Genomic DNA, 19,777 nt, shown 5'->3' on the forward strand with positions numbered 1-19,777 from the left:
CTGCATGGGTGGACTCCTCCGTTTCCAATTGCATAGCAATTTTGGCACCTAGATGCCGGGCGACCGGTCCCAACCTACCGGTGGGACGTGAGGAGTCCATTTCACCACTGCAGCTGACCAGCTACGCTGGCAGCTGAGCATAGTCGTTAGGCATCTTGGGGTCAGAATGAACCTTCTAGAAATCGTCGAATCACTGTCTGAAATAGAGAGCGAGCTCACGATATATGCCGCTAAACCCTGGTCGGCCTCATCTGATGCTTTGGCAGCGGAAGAGGATGGTTCTTCGCCAAAAGCTGCCCGATCCAGAGGGTTGGATTATTTTCTAGATTTTCATAGCGCAAGAGATCTTAGAGGACTGGCTGCAGGCAGTCTCTCCAACTGCCACTGCCCAACAGCAGTGCCAACGAATAATTGAGTACGCAGAAAATGACGCATAGCGAGCAGTGCTATCCAAGTCTCTCGTCGGGTGCTTGCGGTTGGGCTCTGCCTAACAAAAGGCTTCAGCTGACCGGCTTCGCCGGCAGCTGAGCCAAGTCGTTAGGTGTCATCCGCATGAAGCGCAAAGCTGTTGGCAAAACCGACCTTATGGATCGAAATGCTTTTGTGTCCGAGGCAAATCGGCGATTTCCTGAGTTCAAGTCTCAGTATGGCGAGTCGTCCCAAGAACTATGCCTAGTCGTTAGAGCGATGGACAGACATTTAAAGAAGTTCAATCGAGCGAGGGCCATTCTCGGCAAGTCGATGATCCGGCCATCTGAAATGGAGAAGGTCAAGGCGCCAGTAGTCGCAGATCCGTTAGTGGCTGGAGTAGAACAGTGGCCTGTTTCGATGGACGGCGAATTTGAGGTCGTTGATGATGGATATTCGGAGTTCGATCATGTGTTCGCTCTAACTGTGATAACTCAGACTTGAGCTGACGGACAGTGTCGGATTTGGTCGAAACTCCATCTAAGCGGACGTTGAAAGTCCTCCTTCTCCGGGGTTCTAGATGGCCGAGAACGGCCATTTGCGGACGAATGGGATCTCCTAAGAAGCGGAGATGACACTTGGTCCCGTTCCCTGAGAATCCGAGGCCATCTCTTTCGCGGTCCATGGCAACGGCAGACTGCTCATGGTTGGCTTGTGCCGCTAGGGCGGTTAAGGGTCGATTCGCCAACTTCCATCTCGCCGCGTCGCGACGTCCGAATAACCATCGCCCGCGACATCGCGTGCCGGCCAGAATCGAATCGCTAGCAGGCACGTTGCCAGCCGGCTTTATCCACGATCATATTCGCGGTAAAAATCCTCGATTATCGTAGCAGCGTACATCACTAAAAAATGCTGTAGCGCCTGATTCTCAGTCGATTGCATTATTCGGCAATGGCAACAGCGCGCAACATACTTGACCTCTCCAAGTCTTGGTACCATGGTACCAATATGAAACTGGAACGCGTACAAACCGGTGTGCGATTGGAAAAGAGCCTTTTGAAGGTCTTGAAGGGCTTGGCCGAGCATCTGAATATTTCCCTAGGACAATTGATCGAAGGGATGGCGTTACATGCTTTTGAAGACGTCTCGCCATTTACAGAACGGACGCGCTCGAAAATCCAACAACTCAAAGAAGTGTACGAATTAGAGTTAACGGCTGATGATAGCCACAATATGGGAGATCATGATGGTGACGCGGCGTAGACTTATTGAAGGCGGGTTTCTGGCTGGCGCAGCGATAGCGTCGGGTTGTTTCAGCTCTCAAAACGCATCCCAAGAAGCGCCCTTTTGGACGCAAGTCAGAGAGGCGTTTCCTACACGCTCCGGAACGATCAGCCTATTGCACACTGGCGGCGGCGCAACACCCACTGCCACCCTGGAGCAGTTGGCCAGTTATCAAGACGCGATGGCAAGCGGAAGGGGTTATTCAGACCCTGTTTTAGCGTCACTGAAGGAGAGCGGCTCCTCTGAAGCACTCAGGATACGAATGGCAAAAGCCTTCGGATGCGAAAAGGACGAAATAGCGCTCACCCGAAACGCTATGGAAGGGCTTGCGATCGGATTGCTGGGAATTGACTTAGAGCCAGGTGACGAAGTGCTAACTACCGACGCCGACTATGATTCTTGCATCAAGATACTGCAACAACGAGCTGCGCGAGACAGTATACGCGTAAAAATCATAGATATTCCCATGCCTTCCTCACGAGATGAAGACGTTGTTGACGCCTTTGAAGCGGCTTGCACAGATCGGACCAAGCTCATTTTGCTTTGTCACATGTACAACAAAAACGGTCAGATTCTTCCAATCCGCAAAGTTTGTGACATGGCACGGAGAAAAGGAATAACGACCCTCGTTGATGGCGCCCAAAGCATTGGGCACTTTGACTTCCGGATTTCGGACCTTAATTGCGATATGTTCGCCGCCTCGCTTCACAAATGGTTTTATGCACCGCGTGGAACTGGGGTGTTTTACGTTCGCCGCGATAGGATTGAATCGATCTGGCCCATTTGGGCCAGTTGGTCGGGGAAACCCGCGGACAGCATCGAAAAGTTCGAAGATTTCGGCACCGTCTCAAAGGCCGTTAGTGCAAGCTTGGCGTCTGTGTTTGAATTTAATGATCGGATCGGCGCTGCGCGAAAGGAAAATCGACTTCGTGAGCTCAGAGATCTATGGATTGAACCTTTGTTGCAGACCGGGAGAGTATCTCTACTAACGGATCTCTCTCCATCAAGATCATGTGGCATCACAGCATTTAAGGTCGACGGTATTGAGGCAGACTATTTGGCAAATCTGATGCGACACGAACATAATATTGATATTGGCTCCATTCACTTACAGGACAAGCCAGAATTTGTTGGAAACTACTTAGCGGCGGACTTGACAAATTCGCCCACCGATTTTGATCGCTTCTTAGACGCCTTTTCTACGATCGCGACCTAAAACTGCGATATCGTCCGTTAGAGGAAACTCAACGAGGGGCTGTCTTATGGCGACTTAAGTCGCTCGCTTATGACTGTTATGACGCCAAAAGCAGACGTCCGCTTTGGGTCAAACTTATACGGTCTGGCCTCAATCGCGCGAGCGTACGCTTTCTGGAAATCTGACGCTGTCTGTAAGGTCAAATGCCGACTATTACATCAAACAAAATGCTGCAGCTGACCAGCTACGCCGGCAGCTGAGCCTAGTCGCTATGCGGTTGTTGCGTGATGCGCAACGCGCTATTATCAGGCATGATCAAGTCGTTCAGACACCGAGGCCTGAAAAAGTTTTTCGAATCCGGCTCAAAGGCAGGGATTCAGCCTCATCACTTAGAACGGCTTCGGATGCAGTTGGCTGCTTTGCACACCGCGGCATCGATAGACGATATGGCTGTCCCCGGGTTCAGGCTGCACCCATTGCGCGGTGCCCAATCTGAAAGATGGTCGATTTGGGTGAATGGAAACTGGCGGCTTACTTTCGAGTTCCGCGACGGCCATGCCTATGTTTTGGACTATGAGGATTACCACTAATGCATAATCCCCCACATCCTGGTGATTTTATTCGTTCAGTGTATCTGGAGCCGTTTTCGATCACTGGCCGCCAGCTCTCAGCAAAACTCGATGTGTCGCCGTCGACTCTCAATCGGGTTTTGAGGGGCCAAAATGGAATCAGCCCTGAAATGGCATTGCGTTTGTCCAAGACCATTGGGCGTTCGCCTGAGAGTTGGCTTGCCCTGCAGCACAATTACGATCTGTGGCATGCCGAACAGTCCTTGGATCTAGATTCTGTCCAGAAAATTGACTTTGAGGCTGCATAACAAAATGCCGCAGCTGAGCCTAGTCGCTATGCATCTTTGAGGGATGAGACGATGCTGAAGGTATTACTGAAAGGCGCCGCGTTCGGGCTAGGGTTTGCGACATCCTGCGCAATTGTCTGGATTGTGCTGGACCCTCTTTCTGCCGTTACACAGTCAAATCAGGAACAAGCTGCTGCGTTGACTCGGGAGCCGCCGTTCGAGGCCCCCAATTTCTTCGATCAAACCGTTGAGGAGCAAATATCTTCTTCCACGGTCATCGCGCTGACCCGTTACATAGATGGACCTAATGGCAAGATATCGATTCTGGACGCAATCCTGAAACGTAACCCAGGCACCGAATTCTATTATGAAGTCGGAGACCAGTTTCCAAACTCTGAGTATTTTTCAGATCCGATCGATAGTCGATTCGGGGATGGTCAAGTCGTCTTTATGTCGGGATCGCCGGCTACGATGCGCGCAGCGATGAGTTATCGAGGGGAGCGGATATCGAACCTCGGAGATATGCCTCTCGAAGTTTTTCTCGCAAAGTGCGAGGCGGAAGATGCATAAAAAAGGCTGCAGCTGACCGGGTTCGCCGGCAGCTGATGCTAGTCGTTAGGTTTCGTGAGTAGGAATAACCGGTCTCGCATACACTTTGTGCTCGCGGCCGTGCTGACCGCAGCAATCCTGGCCGCCCCGTTGCTTTTCGGTGGTGAATTCATCCGTTATCCGCAAGTGGGTATCATATGGCTCGGGTCGTCGATCTGGGCTTCAATAGAAGTGAAGCGTCTACGCTTCGCAGAATACAGGGTGTCTTACCCCTACCGTCCGATTGGTACGTTCTTTTTTGTAATGTTGCTATGGTTTTTCGCGTTTCCATGGTTTCTTGCCACGTGGATGAATGTCCGCTCGGGTGTAGCCTTGCGCAAGGAAGAGCCTCCGATTGAACTAAGTGCTTTGGCGGAGAGTCTGTTAAAACAACATGGTCACTCAGAGAATGAAACCTAACAGAAGGCTTCGGCTGACCGGCTGCGCCGGCAGCTTAGCCTAGTCGTTACAGGTCAGATGACCAGGGTCGCAGCTTTCGTCCTAGTCATTTTTGTCGCTGGCTGTGGCAGCCCAGAAATCGACCAATCAGCCAAAGCTCTTGGCGAGGCACTGATTGACGCTTCGGTCAGCGGTGAAGCCCTGAATCTTGCGAACTCTACCTCGTTCCCAGCGGTTGTTAGGTTTGGGCCAAGTCTTCCCCAGAAGCTTGCCTCAATGCGTCCGTTACTGTCCTCGGGCTGCTCCGTCGAGATGATTCCGAAGGCTGCTGCTATCGGGAGCTTCTGGGATACGCACCACTTGTATTTCGTTTGTTCAAATAGGCGAGTTTTGGGAATACGATTGAGGTATAGCAGTCGCTTGGAGAAGTTTCATGTCCGTGGCTACTGGACACCGCGTAGCCTCTAACAAGAAAGCTGCAGCTGACCTTCTAGATCCCCCGATCGAGTAGACACATTTTTCAAACTTGGGAGATGTGGTTCGTGTCATATCAAAAGCGGGTCAGAAAGATCTACGTCTACAGCAACGAGTGCAAGGCCAGGGCCGTGGAGATGAGTCTTCGCGGCGATCTTCAGGTGAAACAGGTGGTCGAAGGAATTGGTATTCACCCGATCATGCTGTCACGCTGGCGCAAGCAATACCGAGAAGGTGTGATCATGCCGAGTAAAGGTAAAAAGGTGGAAGTTGGGAAGCGCCTGAGCGATGCGGATCCCGCAGAGCTGGACCGACTTCAGAAGGAGAATGCGCGGCTCAAGGAGGAAAACGGCATCCTAAAAAAGTGGCAAAAGTTTCTGGCGGAGAAAAGGCAGAACGGTTCGGGTTCATAGCTCGGTTACAGAAACCTGTGGGTGGCGTCAAGATTGGTGAACGTGAGTCCGAAAGCATCCCAGGGCGTATTCTCCCTGAAGTCCGGATGGACCTTCTGAACTGAAACGGGGCGAGAAAAGGGTGGGCCCATTTCAAATTCGTGCCGCACGTCCTGATGAGTTAGAGATTCTTATCGCTGTCGACGACGAGTCTACCAAGCTGTATGCCGAGTCCGGGCTCCGGTTCTCGCTTGAAGCCGATCATCCGTTTGTTGTTGCTGAGTCATCGCGTTGGGCTGTGGCAATCGAACGAAAGCTTGCTCACGTCGCAGTAGATTCACAAGACAATCCGGTTGGCTTTATCACGCTTGGCTTTGTAGACGGCCATCCGTACCTTGATCAATTGGCGGTGCTTCCATCGTTCATGCGCCGGGGGATTGGCAGTGCGTTATTACGTCAAGCGATTTCGTGGAGCGGCGAGCGATCTCTTTGGCTAACAACATATTCGCATCTCACTTGGAACAGGCCGTACTATGAGCGGCATGGCTTCGTCACAGTTCCAGAGCACGAATGGGGATCAGAGCTCAGTGCGATCATTCAGGAGCAACGGGCTTCGCTGCCAGAATCGTGGCGGCGAGTTGCTATGGTCCGTACGCATGATGCCAATGGCGCCTTACCAATCGCTGCAGCTGACGATTGACTCGTCGCGCGGTTTGGCTACGGCTAGCCCTCCCGTCGCCTCAAACGAAGCTGAGCTCAGGCGTTAGGTTGCATGAGCGAAGACGAAAAACACTGGTTCTGGGCGAGATTGGCGAGTCTTGTCACGGCGTATCTTGGCTCGCTCGAGCGCAATGGGATCGCTCGTCTTTGGATAGATGACATCGTCGATCCAGAGTATGTCGAGGTATCGAAAAGTGAGAATAGAATTATCGCTCGCACCTACAGTTCTGAGGATGGGGGTAAGTCCTTCGTAAACTACAAGCTCTCAATCAAAGTACCCTATCGTTCCCTTGCCGAATTCGAGGCCGGGAGTCCGTTTAGGGGACCGGAAGATCTAGTAGGTCGTATTAATGTCAGCAAACCCAAAAGACGCGTTACGTTGGATGCAACTCAAAAAAGGCTGCAGCTGAGCGCCTACGGCGGCAGCTGATGCTTAGCGTAGGCGGAACGACACGCGTCAGCACGATTGACCTCCCGCGCTGTTTAGACCCTTGATCATTAACAGAAGCACCCACCATGCAATGGCAGAAAGAAGAATTTACAGTTTCGACCGATAGAGAGTCCTTTGATATCTCCGTCATTCACCAATTCCTCTCGGAGGATGCTTATTGGTGCCAAGGGATACCGTTAGAAACGCTGACAAGAGCGATTGAGAACTCGCTGTGTTTTGGGCTGTTCCATCAAGCTCAGCAAATCGGTTTTGCTCGCATGATTACGGATCAGGCAACCTTTGCCTATCTCGCTGATGTTTTTATCCTGCCAGGGTTTAGAGGAAAGAAGCTGAGCAAGTGGCTCATAACCTGCATCCAATCCCACCCACACCTTCAAGGGCTGCGGCGAGTAACGTTAGTCACTGCAGATGCGCAGGGTTTATATGCTCAGTTTGGCTTTACGCAGCTTAAGAATCCTGAACGGTTTATGGAAATCAATAACCCTGACACCTATAAACCTTTAGCTGCTAGACCTGAATAAGTATGGGCCTGACCCAGTGCTAGTCCCGACCGTGCGCTTCGCTCACTGCGGGTTAGCTTGACGTGAGGCGCAGTAGACGCCGAGGAAAATCGAAATGAAACTGCTAGTACTCGCCGCAATTGGCTTATGGCTCAGCGACGCTGTTGCTCAGAATGATTCAAGTTATGAGCCTGTTGAGGCGGCCGGAAAATTTCATGAAGTCATGCTCGAAAATGATCGAGTAAGGGTATTGTCTGTGAGCATCGCTCCTGGCGAAACCGTGCCTTTTCATCAGCATACGATGGAGAGTATTTTTATCACTCTTCAGCCTTCTGCTCTGGTGTTTCGTGACCTCGCGGGCAATGTAGTCAAGGAAGTGCAAAAAGATCAGTACGCTTCATTGCCTTTCACAGAGTTTCGGCAGGCTGCACCTGCGCCTCGTTCCGTCACCAACGTTGGCGAGGAAATAATGAGAGCGATACGAATCGAGCTCAAGGACGCAAAATAATGCCATCTCCGCCATTCAGATGTACGCACCCGATTGGTTTGCCAGCACCTGATGCCGGTTGTCGTGCGAATCAAGTGGCACTTGGCAGCCCTTCTGATTCTTGTGTTTTCAGGAGCAGAGGCGTGCAGTCGAGATGTGCACTCCGCTCAGCTAGGAGCCCAGGTTGGCGCTTGCGGTCGATGCCGCAAAACTCCATTTTCAAAATTGAGTCGGCATAACCTAATGCTGCGGCCGACTGGCTGCGCCCGCAGTGAGTCAAGTCGCTAGGCAGTACGCAGGAATGATCAAGCAACACATGTATGTAATTGCGGTTCAGGATTTGCATAAGGCTGCTTTGTACTATCAGGATGTTCTGGGTTTTTCCATTAAAGAAATTGGCGATGATGGATGGCGCATTTTTGAACGTGATGGATGCCGAATAATGGCTGGACATTGCCCGGACTCAATCCTACCGACTGACCTTGGGGATCATTCCTACTTTGCCTATATCATCGTCGATGATGTCGACAGCTATTATGCCGAGATTTCTGAGAACGGCGCCGATTTAGTCAAGGCCCTAAAGAGTGAAACTTGGGGTATGAGAGAATTTGGGATCCGCACCAACGATGGACATCGAATTATGTTTGGCCAAGACTTGGAGCGCTAATCTACGAAGTCATCGCCTACGAAGGCCATTAGGCCAATCCTGTGCTGAGCAAACGAGTACCAACCATGCAGTGCCAGGAGGTTCGGGGTACCAGCCTGTGCCAATGCCAATGGGCTTTAAATGTTTAAGATGAATGTCAAATTCCCAAAGTTCCAGTTCGAAGTCGAAGGCTGGGACAAATTGACCGGCCGATTCGTTTGTAGAAGGCTGGGAGTGATAGATCCAGACTGTTTTCCGGGACATGCGGTTCTCAGCATCCGACAGATCGGTGGGAAGTCCGACTCCATCGAGGAAGCCCGTTTGAGAGGCTGCAGGCAATCCATATTCCGTCTGCCACCAAAATATCTGCCGGAATACGCCAGAAAAATTGGCGCCTCGTTTTCCGTGTACATGTCATCACCAACAACCATCGTTAGCTTTATTGACGCGGACGGGTAGGGCGATATCGATGATCCATACAGCGTATTCATGACCATGACTTTGCACGAAGCGCTCTGGCTTGAAAACTGATGGCGTATCGCGGACATTATTTTGGCGATGGAAAATGCTCATCGCACCAAGATTGCCAAGAAGTTTCGGGCACTCCTCGAGGGTAAAAGGATTTTGGTTCTGGGGATTGCCGATAACCATGAATATCTGGATCCCGAGCTTGTGCAGCTTCTGAAAGTCAGGGATCCGAGGGTCCTTGGCTTTTGACAGACCTATATCTTCATAGTCCTTTCTGAGCCTTGCTGGCGTTGTGGTCACCTTGGCGAGCAATAGGAGTCAATCAGATGAGCGTAAAACGCATTTGGCATGGTTGGACCACCCCAGAAAACGCAGAGACATATCGTGCGCTGCTGCACGACTACGTATTTCCGGAGATCGAAGCGAAGAACATACCGGGCTATCTAGGTATCGAGCTGCTGCGACGGGATCACGAAGATGAGGTTGAATTCATCACCATCATGACGTTTACCTCGCTTCAGAGCGTGATGGATTTTCAGGGCGAAGACTATGCGCAGTGTTACGTTCCTGAGAAAGCGCAAAAGGTTCTAAAGCGTTGGGATCAGTTGGCTTCGCACTACGAAGCCATTGAATCAAGGCATTACTCTCAAGGTTGAGCCTACCGCTTTGCACTCCGTACCTGTTCCCTGCGGCTAATTCCAGCATTGCACCAGCACCCGCCCTTACGCGGCTTTTTTGGCACTCAAGCCCACCACTTGCCGCACGTGGCTATCCTCTTCGACTTCAGTGACAAGAAAGGTCGCCAGCGCCTCGCGTGAAACGGACTTGCCGTCTTCCGGCTCCGCACCTGCGGCTTTCGTGAATTGTGCGCTTTCCCCGTTGGTCAGGAATCCGGGTCTGGCGAAGGTGTAGTCGAGATCTGCCTCAGCCACCCGTGTCTCCATCAGTCCTGCGGCCTGCTGGTTGTTCTTGGCGATGACCCGAAGGGCACGATCTAGAAGACCTTCGGCCGGGAAGAGCAGAGCGGTAGAAGTGATCAGGACGCGTTTCATGCCGCAGGCCCGCATGGCTTCGGCGATAGCGGCACCGGAATCTGAATAGATAGTGCAGGCGGACTTGGTGGGTCTCCGTGGTCCCAGCGTTGATATCACTGCGTCATGGCCTGGGAAGACGGTCTTTAGGAACTCAGCGCTGGAAACGTCTCCGACGCGAACAGTCAACCGGTCGTGCCGCACATCGTTCAATGACTCTGCCGAGCGCACGACTCCCGTCACCGCGTGTCCAGCTGCGAGCGCCTGACGCATGACCAGCCGTCCGGTTTTGCCATTGGCTCCCAGCAATACAATTTTCATGATGATCTCTCTCCCTTTTTAGTCGAAAAATGACGGTAAAAACCATAGAATAGTACGGCGTACGATAATACGTACGTTGTACGATAAAACGCAATAGGACAAAAGTTTGCCCAGAACCAAAGGGAAGACACCGCTATCTGAGGACCGAATTCTCCGTGCAGCGGTTGCGTACGCTGACGATCGCGGCCTCGACAGTCTCAACGTTCGGCGGCTGGCCCGACAGCTCAGTGCCGGTGCGATGTCGCTCTATCACTACTTCGCCAGCAAAGACGCTTTACTGGATGCCATGGTTGAGTGGGTTGCGGCGCAGATTCCGCAGCCGGAAGCGGATGTCGGCTGGCGAGAGGCCATTACCCAGATTGCGATGGGCGCCAATGCGGTGATGATCCGACATCCCTGGGTCTGCAGTATCTGGTCAAAACGGACGCTCGGGCCAAGTAAACTTGCCTACCTGGAGGCAATTTTGCGGGTGCTGCGGGAGGGAGGCTTTTCGTTGGACGACGCGCGTGACGCTTACTGCGCCATCACGGTTCACATCGAAGGCTTTGCGCTTCAGGCTGCGGAATTTCCCATCAAACCCGAAGACTTTCAAAGTGCTGCCGCCGACTATCTGGCGTCGATCGAGGAGGCGGAGTCGATTCCGTATTTTGTTGAGCTTGTTCAGCGGCAGGTCGATCATCCCACCGCAACCGATCCATTTGCGATGGTGCTGGAGATGATCTTGGATGGCTTTGAGGCGCGAGTGAGCTCAGACTAGGTGCCGTCAGATTTCACCAAACGCGCGGTTCGCGTCGGCAGCCAGATAACGCGATGGTTTTCTTGACTGCTGGCTTTTTCTCAACCAGACTTTTGCTCATGGATTGGATCTTCAATAGGCAAGTGGTTTCTTCGTCTTTCGACGAACGGGCGGCTATTGCCTAAGAAGTTTCAGTTCCTCTTGCGTGCGCACAAACCCTAGGGATCTGAGACCGATCTCTGGGGTTTGTGCGTTTTGGCATGGGAGAAACGCCATGAAAGACTTGAAGTCACTGGTGAAAGGCAAGACCGCGAAGTTCGTTTTTTACCGAGACCGCGCGTTGCACTATCAAATTGACGGGGACTTTGTGTTCCCCGTCCCTGTGGAGGATGCTGGCTCGGCAACGTTCCATAGCGAAGAAAAGGCTTTGCTGTTGATGAGGTATATCCGAAAGCACTTAAAGCATCTGGAGGATGCAAAGCGGCAGTTACCTGCGGCCTAAGCGATGAGCCACAATTCCAGAGACAACGGCGATATGCGCATTGAGGTCGATGACTTCAAGCGCTCTCCGGTGCGTGCGCTGTTGGCAGAGCATATGACTAATATGCACGAGCTCACGCCAGCCGAGAGCGTGCACGCGCTGGATATCGAGGAGTTGCGTGCCCCGGACGTCACGTTTTGGACCGTCTGGTCCGACGAAGAGTTGCTTGGCTGTGGCGCCTTAAAGGAGCTCTCTCGTCACCACGGCGAAATCAAATCGATGAGAACGCCGGCCAGCAAGCGGCGGCGCGGAGCTGGCCGCGTGATCCTGACACATATCATTCAAGAGGCGTCCGTCAGAGGCTATGAACGCCTCAGCCTGGAAACCGGCCCAGCGGAAACCTTTGGTGCAGCGCATCGTCTGTACGAAGACTATGGCTTTCAGATCTGCGGCCCGTTTGGTGCTTACACCGAAGATCCCTACAGCGTCTTTATGACGATGGTCTTGAGCGACGCGCTGGAGGCAAGGGTCTAATCACGTGCCAGCTCTCATTCCAGGCCTTTAGCCGCACATGACGCGCCGCGTCCTCGTTCTCGGTGGCAAGGGCTTTATCGGTCGGCATGCGGTGGCAGCGTTGCAGAAGCGTGAGCTGGACCACTTGGCGATCGGCACCCGATCGCAAGCTCCGTCCAATGGGCCGCTGCAGGAACACTCCGTTGTGTTGCACGAGCGCACAACGCCAGAGGATTGGCGCGAGTTGGCTCAGGACTTCGACGTCATTTTGAACTGCGTCGGAATCTTGCGACAGGTCGGCCGCTCCACCTACGATCGCGTGCATCACCTGGCGCCCAAAGCCATCGCGAAAGCTTGTGAGACGAGCGGCACAACCTTCATTCACGTGTCCGCGCTGGGGCTTGCGGACGGTGATCGGAGCCGCTTTCTGACGTCTAAGCGACGGGGAGAGCAGGCCATTCGACAGACGAAGAGCAACTGGGTTTTGGTCCGGCCATCGCTGCTCGATGGTGAGGGTGGATTTGGTGCCGCGTGGCTGCGAGGTGTGTCCAAGCTTCCGGTGTTTGCCACACCCATGGATGCCCAGGGGCAGATTGCGGCATTAACCGCAGTCGACCTCGGCGAGGCGCTGGCGTCTCTTTGCACTACTCAACCCGAGGCTTTCAGCGCCGAGGCGTCGCGGGTCTACGAATTTGGCGGGCTGGAGACCTACAGCTTCGAAGGCTACATCCGGGGCTTAAGGCGGCGGTACAGCAATCGGCGGGCGTTGGCCATTCCCATTCCCGCGCTGCTTGCGCGCCTCGGTGCGCACCTCTGCGATCTGTTTCACTTCACGCCGTTTTCGTTTGGCCATTGGGAATTGCTGCGAAAGAACAACGTTCCTCAGCCCAATCGCCTGCCGGAGGTGCTGGGCCGCGATCCCGAGGCGGTGATTAAGGGCAGGGCGGCTGGGGGCGAGCTAACCCGCGTCAGGGTGGGGGACTAGAGAGGAGTGTTTCGCGACAACGATGTGCGATTTTGCTATCCAGCTGGCCTTGGGTTAATGATGAGTTTGCGATTTTGAGGACGCGAAGGCCCATGTTCGCTAGCGGTTTGAGTTTGGAGGCGCTGAGGTTTCGATGCGCTGGCTAATCAATATTGTTGGGTCGCTCATGACGCTGACCGCCTTGGGTTTCGGTACGGTTTACACAGTGAGTGAGCTGCGGCTGACGGATCGACAGGCTGTTCTCCACTTCACCACACCCATTCCCGAGGATAAGGCCAGCATTGAGCGGGGTCGCCACGTTGCACGCACCCGAGGGTGTTTCGGGTGTCACGGCCAGCAACTTGAGGGTTTCAACTTCGATGAACAGTGGGATTGGCCGAAACGGGCGGTTGCTCCCAACCTGGCCCAATACGCCCGAGACCACGACGCGGCCACTATGGAAGCCGCTATTCGTCAGGGCATCAGCGCTGCTGGGCGGGAACTTACGTCGATGCCTTCCTATAACTTTGTGAATCTGCGGGACGACGACCTGGCTGCGCTGATCGCTTATCTTCGAGCTGCGCCCGTGGTTGAAGCCTCATTGCCTAGTCCGGCGCTCGGCTGGGAGGCGCGATGGGGCTTCGTCCGCGGGACAGAGCTGTCGATGGCGGATTGGGCCGCCATGGTGCCACCCTTGCGGATAGATCCCGCAAAGGACCCGGAGCTGGCGGAGGGTGAATACCTCGCCATGACCATGTGCAATGAATGCCATGGTCTCGACCTCCGCGGCGACGGTTACTTCGCCAGCTTGGGGTTGGGGCCGCCGACACCCGACTTGGCGATTGTGGCGGCCTATGATCGTGCTCAGTTCGAGACGTTGATTGAGAGCGGGGTCTCTCCGGATGGACGAAGACTTGGCTTGATGGCCTTGGTTGCACCCGATCGATTTCCCTCGCTGTCCGATCAGGAGATTGACCGTCTGCATCAGTACCTGCAGTCGCTGGCGTCAAAACCTGCACCGAAGACGTTTTGGCGTCCTTGACTCCAGCGGGTCAGGGGATCTCGTATCCAGGTCCTTGTGCTTGGCGAGATCGAATGCCCATTTAAGGGTGCCCCAAAACGCTACAATCGGGCAGTCTCGAGTACGGAGCGAAATCATGATTCGAGTGTTGGGTTTGGCGTTGCTGTTGTTTGGCACAGAGGTGATGGCGATCAACTGCGGTGACCAGGGGCGCGCGTCACAGTCGGTGGTGGCCTGGTCGGGTGAGCAGGAGCTCGGCTTTTGGGAGGTGACGGACGACTCGCTGAAGGTGCTGTCACTGCAGGAACGCGACGTGGCCGTGCGCGTCACGCCGGCGCCCAAAGAACGCTACGAGCGCCTTAGGCATGCCGGTGACTGGCATCCGGAAATCGTCAGGATCGACATACTCGCGGCCGATTCTGATGACCTTTTGGTTCGCGGCTGGGGCGGCGCCAATTCGCTCCAGGACTTCAAGATCGAATCGCTGGGCAAAGGCGGCCTGAAACTGCTGCTACTCAAGCCTGTATGCGTGCGAGTGGGGCAGGACGACTAGGGCCGGCGTGTTTCGAAACAACCATCCAACGCCAGCCGGCGGTCAAGTGAGTGAGAGCCCGTGATTGTCTCTGAGGCGCTCGCCACAAAGCTCCGGGAGCTCGAAAACCGCCTGCTGCAGCCGTCCGTTCGGGAGGACGCGCAAACGGCTGGAGAACTGCTGGCGCCGGAATTCATGGAAATTGGCCAGTCCGGCAAGGTCTATGACAAAACGCAGGTTCTTGAGGCCATGAAAGCTGAGCCGCTCACTGAAGGCCTTGTGGCTGAGGAATTTGCGGCTCGTCAGCTGGCAGCGGATATCGTGCTGGTAACTTATCGATGCAAAGCCACGCTACGAAGTTCGATCTGGCGAAAGACGGCAGGTCGCTGGCAGCTTGTATTTCATCAGGGGACACCCTGCACGTAAGCTATGAGAGTCAGGTACGGGAACTTGAGAACGCCGACCGCAAACGCCTAGGGAGGGCAAACGAAATGACCACAACGCCAGCACACGACAAACGGCTAGCCAGCATTCCATTTGCCGCCGTCTATCCGGCCTATGTCAACAAAGTCGAAAAGAAGGGCCGGACCGTTGACGAGCTTCATGAGGTGCTGTCCTGGCTGACCGGCTTCAGCGCCAAGGACATCCAAGCCAAGATCGATAACGGTGAGACGATCGAGCAGTTTTTTGCCAACGCCAAAATTCATCCGAACGCGCATTTGATCAAAGGCGTTATCTGCGGTTATCGGATTGAAGACATTGAAACCCCGCTGACCAAGCAAGCTCGCTATATGGACAAGCTGGTGGACGAACTTGCCAAAGGCCGCGCCATGGACAAGATCCTGCGAACAGCCTAATGCAGTACCCGCTGGCTTAGCACCATTATGCGGTGTCCGCACAACGCGATTGACGGTATGCACAAATGCCAACGGCTTCGCGGTCGACTCTGGTTTCCGGCGCTATAATGAAAGACCGTTTCGAGAGCCCCTCTCGCTGGCCAAAGGACCCTTGAAATCATGAGTGATTCCGATCGTCGATCCGACAAGAAAAGCCGCTCAACCGCCATGCGTGCGCTCAACTCTTTGTGTGCCATCGTATTTCTGGGCGCGGCGGCATTCATGTTTTTTGCCGCCTCGAAGATGATGGCGGTAAGCGCGATGGCGCTGGCTCTGGTTGGCATTGCGGCGCCGGTCATTTCCGGTGCTGAGGGTGTTCTTGAGGTGTTTACCGGGATCGTTGAAGCACTTGTCGAAGGGCTTGTGGCTATTGTCGAGGTGATTGCCGACATTTTCGGCGGGATCTTCAGCTAACCGGGTTTGCTCGTCGCCCCGCCGTTCTTAATCCGGCTCCTGCGCGCGTTCCCACTCGAGGCCGGCTGATTTTTTATGCTACTTATCGCCATCATTCCCTGGTTTGCCTGGTTGCTCCTGGCATTGGGGCTTTGGGGTGTGCTTACCCGGCAAATCTATGGCCGACTGGGACTTCGAGGGGGCCTGGTTGTTGGATGGCTGGCTTTGCTGGCGCTGCAGACGCTTGGCGCCATTGTGTCCGCGGTGGCGACACGCCTTGACGCGATCGATCGGTTAACCTGCTACTGGGGAATTTGGGGTTGGCTTGCCCAGCTGGCGCTTTCGGCCGTGGCCTTGGCTGGTTTGATCGGTCTGCTGAAGCGCTGGCCTCGGAAGCCGGATGGTCGCAGAGAACGAGTCGGCGCAACGTTTGCGCTGTGGGCCGCCTTCAGCGTAGTTGTCGTTTTTGCCCATCTTCGTTCTGCCGTACTGTGTACTGTCTAGGGTCTGAGAACCCAACCGACGCTGCAGGGGACGATCAATGGAAAACTATGTCGATGGATTTGTGTTTCCGATTCCCACGGACCGCCTGGAGGCCTATCAGAGTCTCGCCGAGGCGGTGGCGGAGATCTGGAAAGAGCATGGCGCGCTCGACTACCAAGAGTTTGTGGGTGATGACCTGGCGTTGGCGGGGACCCAAGGCTTCCCCGGCGTTTTGAGCAGCGCTGACGACGAATGCGTGATCTTCGGTTGGGTGGCGTTTGAATCGCGAGAGGCTCGCGATCTGGCCAATCAGAAGGTTGCGTCGGACCCCAGGGTGGCAGAGCTGATGGCCGCTTCGAACACGGGCTTTGACGCCAGCCGGATGGCCTACGGCGGCTTCCGGCGGTTGGTCTAGCTGGGTTTCGGTTGCGGCGCCCGCACCGTTGCCGCAACCTGTTGGAAGGTTCTAGAGGCCGTTGTCCATGAGCATGCTTTCGTGGGTCTTCGTCGTGAAGATCGCGGCAACCATTCTTGTATGGTGCATTCCGCTGCTGATTTTTCCCCAAGCGATGCTGCTTGCGGTGGGCTTTCCGGAGCAAGACTCCTATATGTTCGTCCGCATGCTCGGCTGGGCATACGTCGCCCTGTGTGTTGGGTATGGATTTGGGCTGCGCGCGTCTCTTGAGGGCGAGCGGCTGGCGGGGCCAATCTGGGTAGGCATAGTGAGCAACGGGGGCGCCTTTTGCTATCTGCTCTTTTATGGGCTCAAGGGCACCTGGGCTTCGTGGGGGCTGGCCGTTCAAACGATCGCCTGGGGTTCCGTGATTGCGACCGCGCTGATTACCGCGGGCCTGGTCGTCTTCGGCGTGCTGGACCGGGACTAGCAGTCGTCGCGTGGAGAACGGAGCGTTCTACCGCCTCGCCGCTGACGCGATTCTCCTCGTTCATGCCCTTTTTGTGGCGTTTGTGGTGTTGGGTCTGGTGCTGATCCTGCTGGGGAAAGGCTGGCGGTGGCGCTGGGTCAGAAATCCATGGTTCCGTCTGGCTCATCTGGCGGCCATCGCCTTTGTTGTGGTGGAATCCTGGCTCGGTGCAGTCTGTCCGCTCACCGTGTGGGAGCTTGCGTTGCGAGAGAAAGCCGGGGATTCGGTCTATGCCGGCGCCTTCATCGCGCACTGGCTCGAGGCCGTGCTTTACTATCGGGCGCCACCCTGGGTTTTCATCACGGTCTATACCGCCTTCGGCGGGCTTGTCATTGCGAGTTGGTTTTGGGTCCCACCTAGGCGTCTGCGAAGGCCCCGCTGAGCTCGCCCTTCGTGTAGGAGCCAAAACGTTGCTCAAGCCTCACCACGTGATCTTCTTTTGCCAGCAGGATGGGCCTGAGGCCGATGACTTGCTCAGCGTCGGCCTTGTCGAGGGGACTGGAAACGTACACCTAGGGCAGGGTACTGCAAACCGACGGTTCTTTTTCCGCTTCGGTTTTATTGAGCTGTTATGGGTTCACGATGAGCAGGAGGCGCGGTCCAAGCTGGTTGCGCCGACACGGCTTTGGGAGCGATGGGAGCAGCGCGAAGGGATAGCCTGCCCATACGGGCTGTGTTTTTCGTCAGCGACTGGGATCGGTGACGGGCTTCCTTTTCCCGCCTGGCCCTATTGCCCTTCATACCTGCCTCATGGACGAAGTTTATTGTTTGCCGAGTCGATGCCGATGTCTGAGCCTGAGGTATTTGTTTTGAGCTGGCCGCAGGATCAGACGCCGCCAGACAATGAACCGGTGGAACATCAGCTCGGCCTCGGCGGCATGCGATCGGTCTCACTGGGGGTTCCTGAGCCCAATGGGGTGTCAAATTCGCTGGGCGCGGCGACGGCTGCTGGGATGCTTCAGATACATCCAAGCCCCAGCCCGTCATTAATCATCGAGTTCGACGCGCAAGTATCCGTCGAAATTGAAATACCAAAGCTCGGTCTGACCCTGCGTGGGCGAGAGGCTGAGAATTGAGGACAACGAATCAGGTTGTCGCAATCGGGCGCGGTTGGGCCCGACGTAGGCCCGTGTTTCCGTTGCTAGCCGGCGCATCGTGCCTTTTGAAAGATTGAGCAGGGGACTCACGCAACTTTCGGATTTCGGTAAGCTTGTGCTGAGTGAATAGCTAGGTGTGAGCTGCAAGTGAGGCGCAAGATGGACCAGGGTGATGAAAGAACCCGTACGAACAGGCTGGCCCGCTTTCTAATGGCCCAACAAAAATGGCGTCCGGCGCTGCTGATGATCAGCATTGTTCTCAGCAGCGCTGCGTTTGCCGGGGAGAAGACGAACATGACGCAAGCGACAGGTACCTTTGATGTCAGCATGACACCCGCCTCGGAAGCCGCCGAGGAAGCCGGCGTGACACTCGGACAGTTTTCGCTGACCAAAACGTTTACCGGCGACATGGTTGGTAACGCTTCGGGTCAGATGCTGACGGCGACGAGCGCCGTCAAAGGCTCTGCCGGTTATGTGGCCATCGAACGATTCTCAGGCACGGTACACGGAAAGAACGGGACGTTTGTCCTGCAGCATACGGGCACCATGCAGGGCCAATCGCAGGCCTTGACCATCACGATCGTGCCGGATTCGGGTACGGGGGAGCTTGCGGGCATCTCCGGTACCTTCAAGCTGCAGATCGATGAAGGTACACACCACTACACGCTCGAGTACTCGCTGCCAGAAGGATGATGACAGAGCGTTCAGGGAAGAGTATCTAGCCAGCGGCGCCCCGATCAGTTTGGGCGGGTGTCCGCTCGATCGGTTGGCGCAGGAACGAGATAATCGTCGTCGATTTCCCAGAAGCCCGGCACCTTTTGACGCAGTGGACGCCCATGTTCGCTGCCGGGTGCAAAGTTGTAAGGTAATCGTGAATTTGCTGGATTCTCGATCATTGCCGTAACCCCCCAAGCCCGGATGTCCCGCGGGCCAGGTGTTGACCACCGGCAGACCTTCACGGCCGAGGTAGTGCCAAAATTCGGCACCGACAAACAACGCGTCTTCGAAAGAGTTGCCGACGCCGTGCACGTAGATAAACGCCTCTTTACGCTTGGTGCGCGCCAGCGCTTGAAGCAGGTACTTGCCGCCGGTCTTAAAATCCTCGTCGATACGCCGTTGCAGTGACTCCGGTAATACAAACTGACCGTTCACGATTTCGTACGGATAAGGCCCGGGCGGGGTTCGGGCAATTTCCCGAACGCTCGCAAGCGTGAGCGGAATATTTTGCCGCCGATTGCCGGTTTGCACATCTGATTCCAGCTCTGCCCAGCTGAGGGCTGGCACAAGAAGAACGTCAGCAACGCCGATGGCAAACGAAGGGTCGTGCTCAAAGCTATAACGAGGCTGGCCGGTTTCCGGGTCGTTGGTGGGCGCGCGGTCGATGGCATACAGCACTTCTACGGTTTAGCTGGTCAACGCTGGATCGAGCGCCTCGTTGCCTAGCCCATAAACCATCGGCGTCGGCATCAGGGTTCGAATACTGGATCACGCCGCGCATATTAGCGTGACTGCAATGAG

The 19,777-nt window shown here is 55.0% G+C and carries 32 protein-coding genes; 30 read left to right on the forward strand and 2 right to left on the reverse strand.

Annotated features, from left to right (window positions below):
* Positions 1-552 precede the first annotated feature (552 nt).
* The 13 genes from AAF358_21315 (at position 553) to AAF358_21375 (ending at position 8,421) form a co-directional block, all read left to right on the forward strand.
* Positions 553-912: a hypothetical protein gene (locus AAF358_21315; protein ID MEM7708106.1), complete on the forward strand. Its 360-nt coding sequence runs from the start codon at positions 553-555 to the stop codon at positions 910-912.
* Positions 913-1,416: 504 nt separating this feature from the next.
* On the forward strand, positions 1,417-1,671 hold the full coding sequence (locus AAF358_21320) for a hypothetical protein (protein ID MEM7708107.1): 255 nt from the start codon (positions 1,417-1,419) through the stop codon (positions 1,669-1,671).
* A complete protein-coding gene (locus AAF358_21325) occupies positions 1,652-2,908 on the forward strand; it encodes an aminotransferase class V-fold PLP-dependent enzyme (protein ID MEM7708108.1) in 1,257 nt (418 codons plus the stop codon). The genes AAF358_21320 and AAF358_21325 overlap by 20 nt, the downstream gene beginning before the upstream one ends.
* Before the next feature lie 290 nt (positions 2,909-3,198).
* Positions 3,199-3,477 carry a type II toxin-antitoxin system RelE/ParE family toxin gene (locus AAF358_21330; protein ID MEM7708109.1) on the forward strand — a complete coding sequence of 93 codons (279 nt, stop codon included), beginning with the start codon at positions 3,199-3,201 and terminating at the stop codon, positions 3,475-3,477.
* Positions 3,477-3,764, forward strand: coding sequence for a HigA family addiction module antitoxin (locus AAF358_21335; protein MEM7708110.1), 288 nt, complete (start codon positions 3,477-3,479; stop codon positions 3,762-3,764). Before AAF358_21330 ends, AAF358_21335 begins: the two co-directional genes overlap by 1 nt.
* A 51-nt stretch (positions 3,765-3,815) precedes the next feature.
* A complete protein-coding gene (locus AAF358_21340) occupies positions 3,816-4,313 on the forward strand; it encodes a hypothetical protein (protein ID MEM7708111.1) in 498 nt (165 codons plus the stop codon).
* An 87-nt stretch (positions 4,314-4,400) separates the two neighbouring features.
* On the forward strand, positions 4,401-4,751 hold the full coding sequence (locus AAF358_21345; protein ID MEM7708112.1) for a hypothetical protein: 351 nt from the start codon (positions 4,401-4,403) through the stop codon (positions 4,749-4,751).
* Between the two features lie 521 nt (positions 4,752-5,272).
* Positions 5,273-5,617 carry a transposase gene (locus AAF358_21350; GenBank protein MEM7708113.1) on the forward strand — a complete coding sequence of 115 codons (345 nt, stop codon included), beginning with the start codon at positions 5,273-5,275 and terminating at the stop codon, positions 5,615-5,617.
* Positions 5,618-5,738: 121 nt separating this feature from the next.
* Complete coding sequence (locus tag AAF358_21355) at positions 5,739-6,296, forward strand: GNAT family N-acetyltransferase (protein MEM7708114.1); 558 nt, start codon at positions 5,739-5,741, stop codon at positions 6,294-6,296.
* Positions 6,297-6,368: 72 nt separating this feature from the next.
* On the forward strand, positions 6,369-6,746 hold the full coding sequence (locus AAF358_21360) for a hypothetical protein (GenBank protein ID MEM7708115.1): 378 nt from the start codon (positions 6,369-6,371) through the stop codon (positions 6,744-6,746).
* Between the two features lie 86 nt (positions 6,747-6,832).
* Entirely contained in the window at positions 6,833-7,288 is a 456-nt protein-coding gene (locus AAF358_21365; protein ID MEM7708116.1) for a GNAT family N-acetyltransferase, read from the forward strand.
* A 94-nt stretch (positions 7,289-7,382) separates the two neighbouring features.
* Positions 7,383-7,775, forward strand: a complete 393-nt coding sequence (locus tag AAF358_21370; protein ID MEM7708117.1) for a hypothetical protein — start codon at positions 7,383-7,385, stop codon at positions 7,773-7,775.
* Between the two features lie 280 nt (positions 7,776-8,055).
* Positions 8,056-8,421, forward strand: coding sequence for a VOC family protein (locus AAF358_21375; GenBank protein ID MEM7708118.1), 366 nt, complete (start codon positions 8,056-8,058; stop codon positions 8,419-8,421).
* A gap of 396 nt (positions 8,422-8,817) precedes the next feature.
* On the opposite strand, the gene AAF358_21380 is transcribed toward AAF358_21375, so the two are convergent.
* Positions 8,818-9,180: a hypothetical protein gene (locus tag AAF358_21380; GenBank protein MEM7708119.1), complete on the reverse strand. Its 363-nt coding sequence runs from the start codon at positions 9,178-9,180 to the stop codon at positions 8,818-8,820.
* 14 nt (positions 9,181-9,194) lie between these two features.
* Here AAF358_21380 and AAF358_21385 point away from each other — a divergent pair, with 14 nt between their 5' ends.
* Positions 9,195-9,524 carry an antibiotic biosynthesis monooxygenase gene (locus AAF358_21385; GenBank protein ID MEM7708120.1) on the forward strand — a complete coding sequence of 110 codons (330 nt, stop codon included), beginning with the start codon at positions 9,195-9,197 and terminating at the stop codon, positions 9,522-9,524.
* 66 nt (positions 9,525-9,590) lie between these two features.
* On the opposite strand, the gene AAF358_21390 is transcribed toward AAF358_21385, so the two are convergent.
* Positions 9,591-10,220 carry an NAD(P)H-binding protein gene (locus AAF358_21390; protein ID MEM7708121.1) on the reverse strand — a complete coding sequence of 210 codons (630 nt, stop codon included), beginning with the start codon at positions 10,218-10,220 and terminating at the stop codon, positions 9,591-9,593.
* A gap of 106 nt (positions 10,221-10,326) precedes the next feature.
* On the opposite strand from AAF358_21390, the gene AAF358_21395 reads away from it, so the two are divergent.
* The 16 genes from AAF358_21395 to AAF358_21470 all read left to right on the forward strand — a co-directional run bounded on the left by AAF358_21395 (position 10,327) and on the right by AAF358_21470 (position 19,384).
* Entirely contained in the window at positions 10,327-10,977 is a 651-nt protein-coding gene (locus tag AAF358_21395; GenBank protein ID MEM7708122.1) for a TetR/AcrR family transcriptional regulator, read from the forward strand.
* Positions 10,978-11,230: 253 nt separating this feature from the next.
* Positions 11,231-11,458: a hypothetical protein gene (locus AAF358_21400; protein ID MEM7708123.1), complete on the forward strand. Its 228-nt coding sequence runs from the start codon at positions 11,231-11,233 to the stop codon at positions 11,456-11,458.
* Positions 11,459-11,461: 3 nt separating this feature from the next.
* Positions 11,462-11,971, forward strand: coding sequence for a GNAT family N-acetyltransferase (locus tag AAF358_21405; protein MEM7708124.1), 510 nt, complete (start codon positions 11,462-11,464; stop codon positions 11,969-11,971).
* Between the two features lie 37 nt (positions 11,972-12,008).
* Positions 12,009-12,935: an NAD(P)H-binding protein gene (locus AAF358_21410; GenBank protein ID MEM7708125.1), complete on the forward strand. Its 927-nt coding sequence runs from the start codon at positions 12,009-12,011 to the stop codon at positions 12,933-12,935.
* Between the two features lie 133 nt (positions 12,936-13,068).
* Complete coding sequence (locus AAF358_21415) at positions 13,069-13,956, forward strand: c-type cytochrome (protein MEM7708126.1); 888 nt, start codon at positions 13,069-13,071, stop codon at positions 13,954-13,956.
* 115 nt (positions 13,957-14,071) lie between these two features.
* Complete coding sequence (locus tag AAF358_21420) at positions 14,072-14,488, forward strand: hypothetical protein (GenBank protein ID MEM7708127.1); 417 nt, start codon at positions 14,072-14,074, stop codon at positions 14,486-14,488.
* Positions 14,489-14,548: 60 nt separating this feature from the next.
* Positions 14,549-14,893 carry a DUF4440 domain-containing protein gene (locus AAF358_21425; protein ID MEM7708128.1) on the forward strand — a complete coding sequence of 115 codons (345 nt, stop codon included), beginning with the start codon at positions 14,549-14,551 and terminating at the stop codon, positions 14,891-14,893.
* Positions 14,894-14,958: 65 nt separating this feature from the next.
* Complete coding sequence (locus AAF358_21430; GenBank protein ID MEM7708129.1) at positions 14,959-15,324, forward strand: DUF2200 domain-containing protein; 366 nt, start codon at positions 14,959-14,961, stop codon at positions 15,322-15,324.
* Between the two features lie 159 nt (positions 15,325-15,483).
* Entirely contained in the window at positions 15,484-15,777 is a 294-nt protein-coding gene (locus AAF358_21435; GenBank protein MEM7708130.1) for a hypothetical protein, read from the forward strand.
* 75 nt (positions 15,778-15,852) lie between these two features.
* Entirely contained in the window at positions 15,853-16,260 is a 408-nt protein-coding gene (locus AAF358_21440; protein MEM7708131.1) for a hypothetical protein, read from the forward strand.
* Positions 16,261-16,297: 37 nt separating this feature from the next.
* On the forward strand, positions 16,298-16,654 hold the full coding sequence (locus AAF358_21445) for a DUF1428 family protein (protein ID MEM7708132.1): 357 nt from the start codon (positions 16,298-16,300) through the stop codon (positions 16,652-16,654).
* Between the two features lie 67 nt (positions 16,655-16,721).
* Positions 16,722-17,123, forward strand: a complete 402-nt coding sequence (locus AAF358_21450) for a hypothetical protein (GenBank protein ID MEM7708133.1) — start codon at positions 16,722-16,724, stop codon at positions 17,121-17,123.
* A 10-nt stretch (positions 17,124-17,133) separates the two neighbouring features.
* Positions 17,134-17,544 (forward strand): DUF2784 domain-containing protein, encoded by a 411-nt coding sequence (locus tag AAF358_21455; protein MEM7708134.1) that lies wholly within the window; start codon positions 17,134-17,136, stop codon positions 17,542-17,544.
* A 28-nt stretch (positions 17,545-17,572) separates the two neighbouring features.
* A complete protein-coding gene (locus tag AAF358_21460; protein ID MEM7708135.1) occupies positions 17,573-18,238 on the forward strand; it encodes a hypothetical protein in 666 nt (221 codons plus the stop codon).
* A 231-nt stretch (positions 18,239-18,469) separates the two neighbouring features.
* Positions 18,470-18,952, forward strand: a complete 483-nt coding sequence (locus AAF358_21465; GenBank protein MEM7708136.1) for a DUF3224 domain-containing protein — start codon at positions 18,470-18,472, stop codon at positions 18,950-18,952.
* A 276-nt stretch (positions 18,953-19,228) separates the two neighbouring features.
* On the forward strand, positions 19,229-19,384 hold the full coding sequence (locus AAF358_21470; protein ID MEM7708137.1) for a hypothetical protein: 156 nt from the start codon (positions 19,229-19,231) through the stop codon (positions 19,382-19,384).
* Positions 19,385-19,777 lie beyond the last annotated feature (393 nt).

Source organism: Pseudomonadota bacterium (genome assembly GCA_039033415.1).
Lineage (GTDB): Bacteria > Pseudomonadota > Gammaproteobacteria > Xanthomonadales > SZUA-38 > JANQOZ01.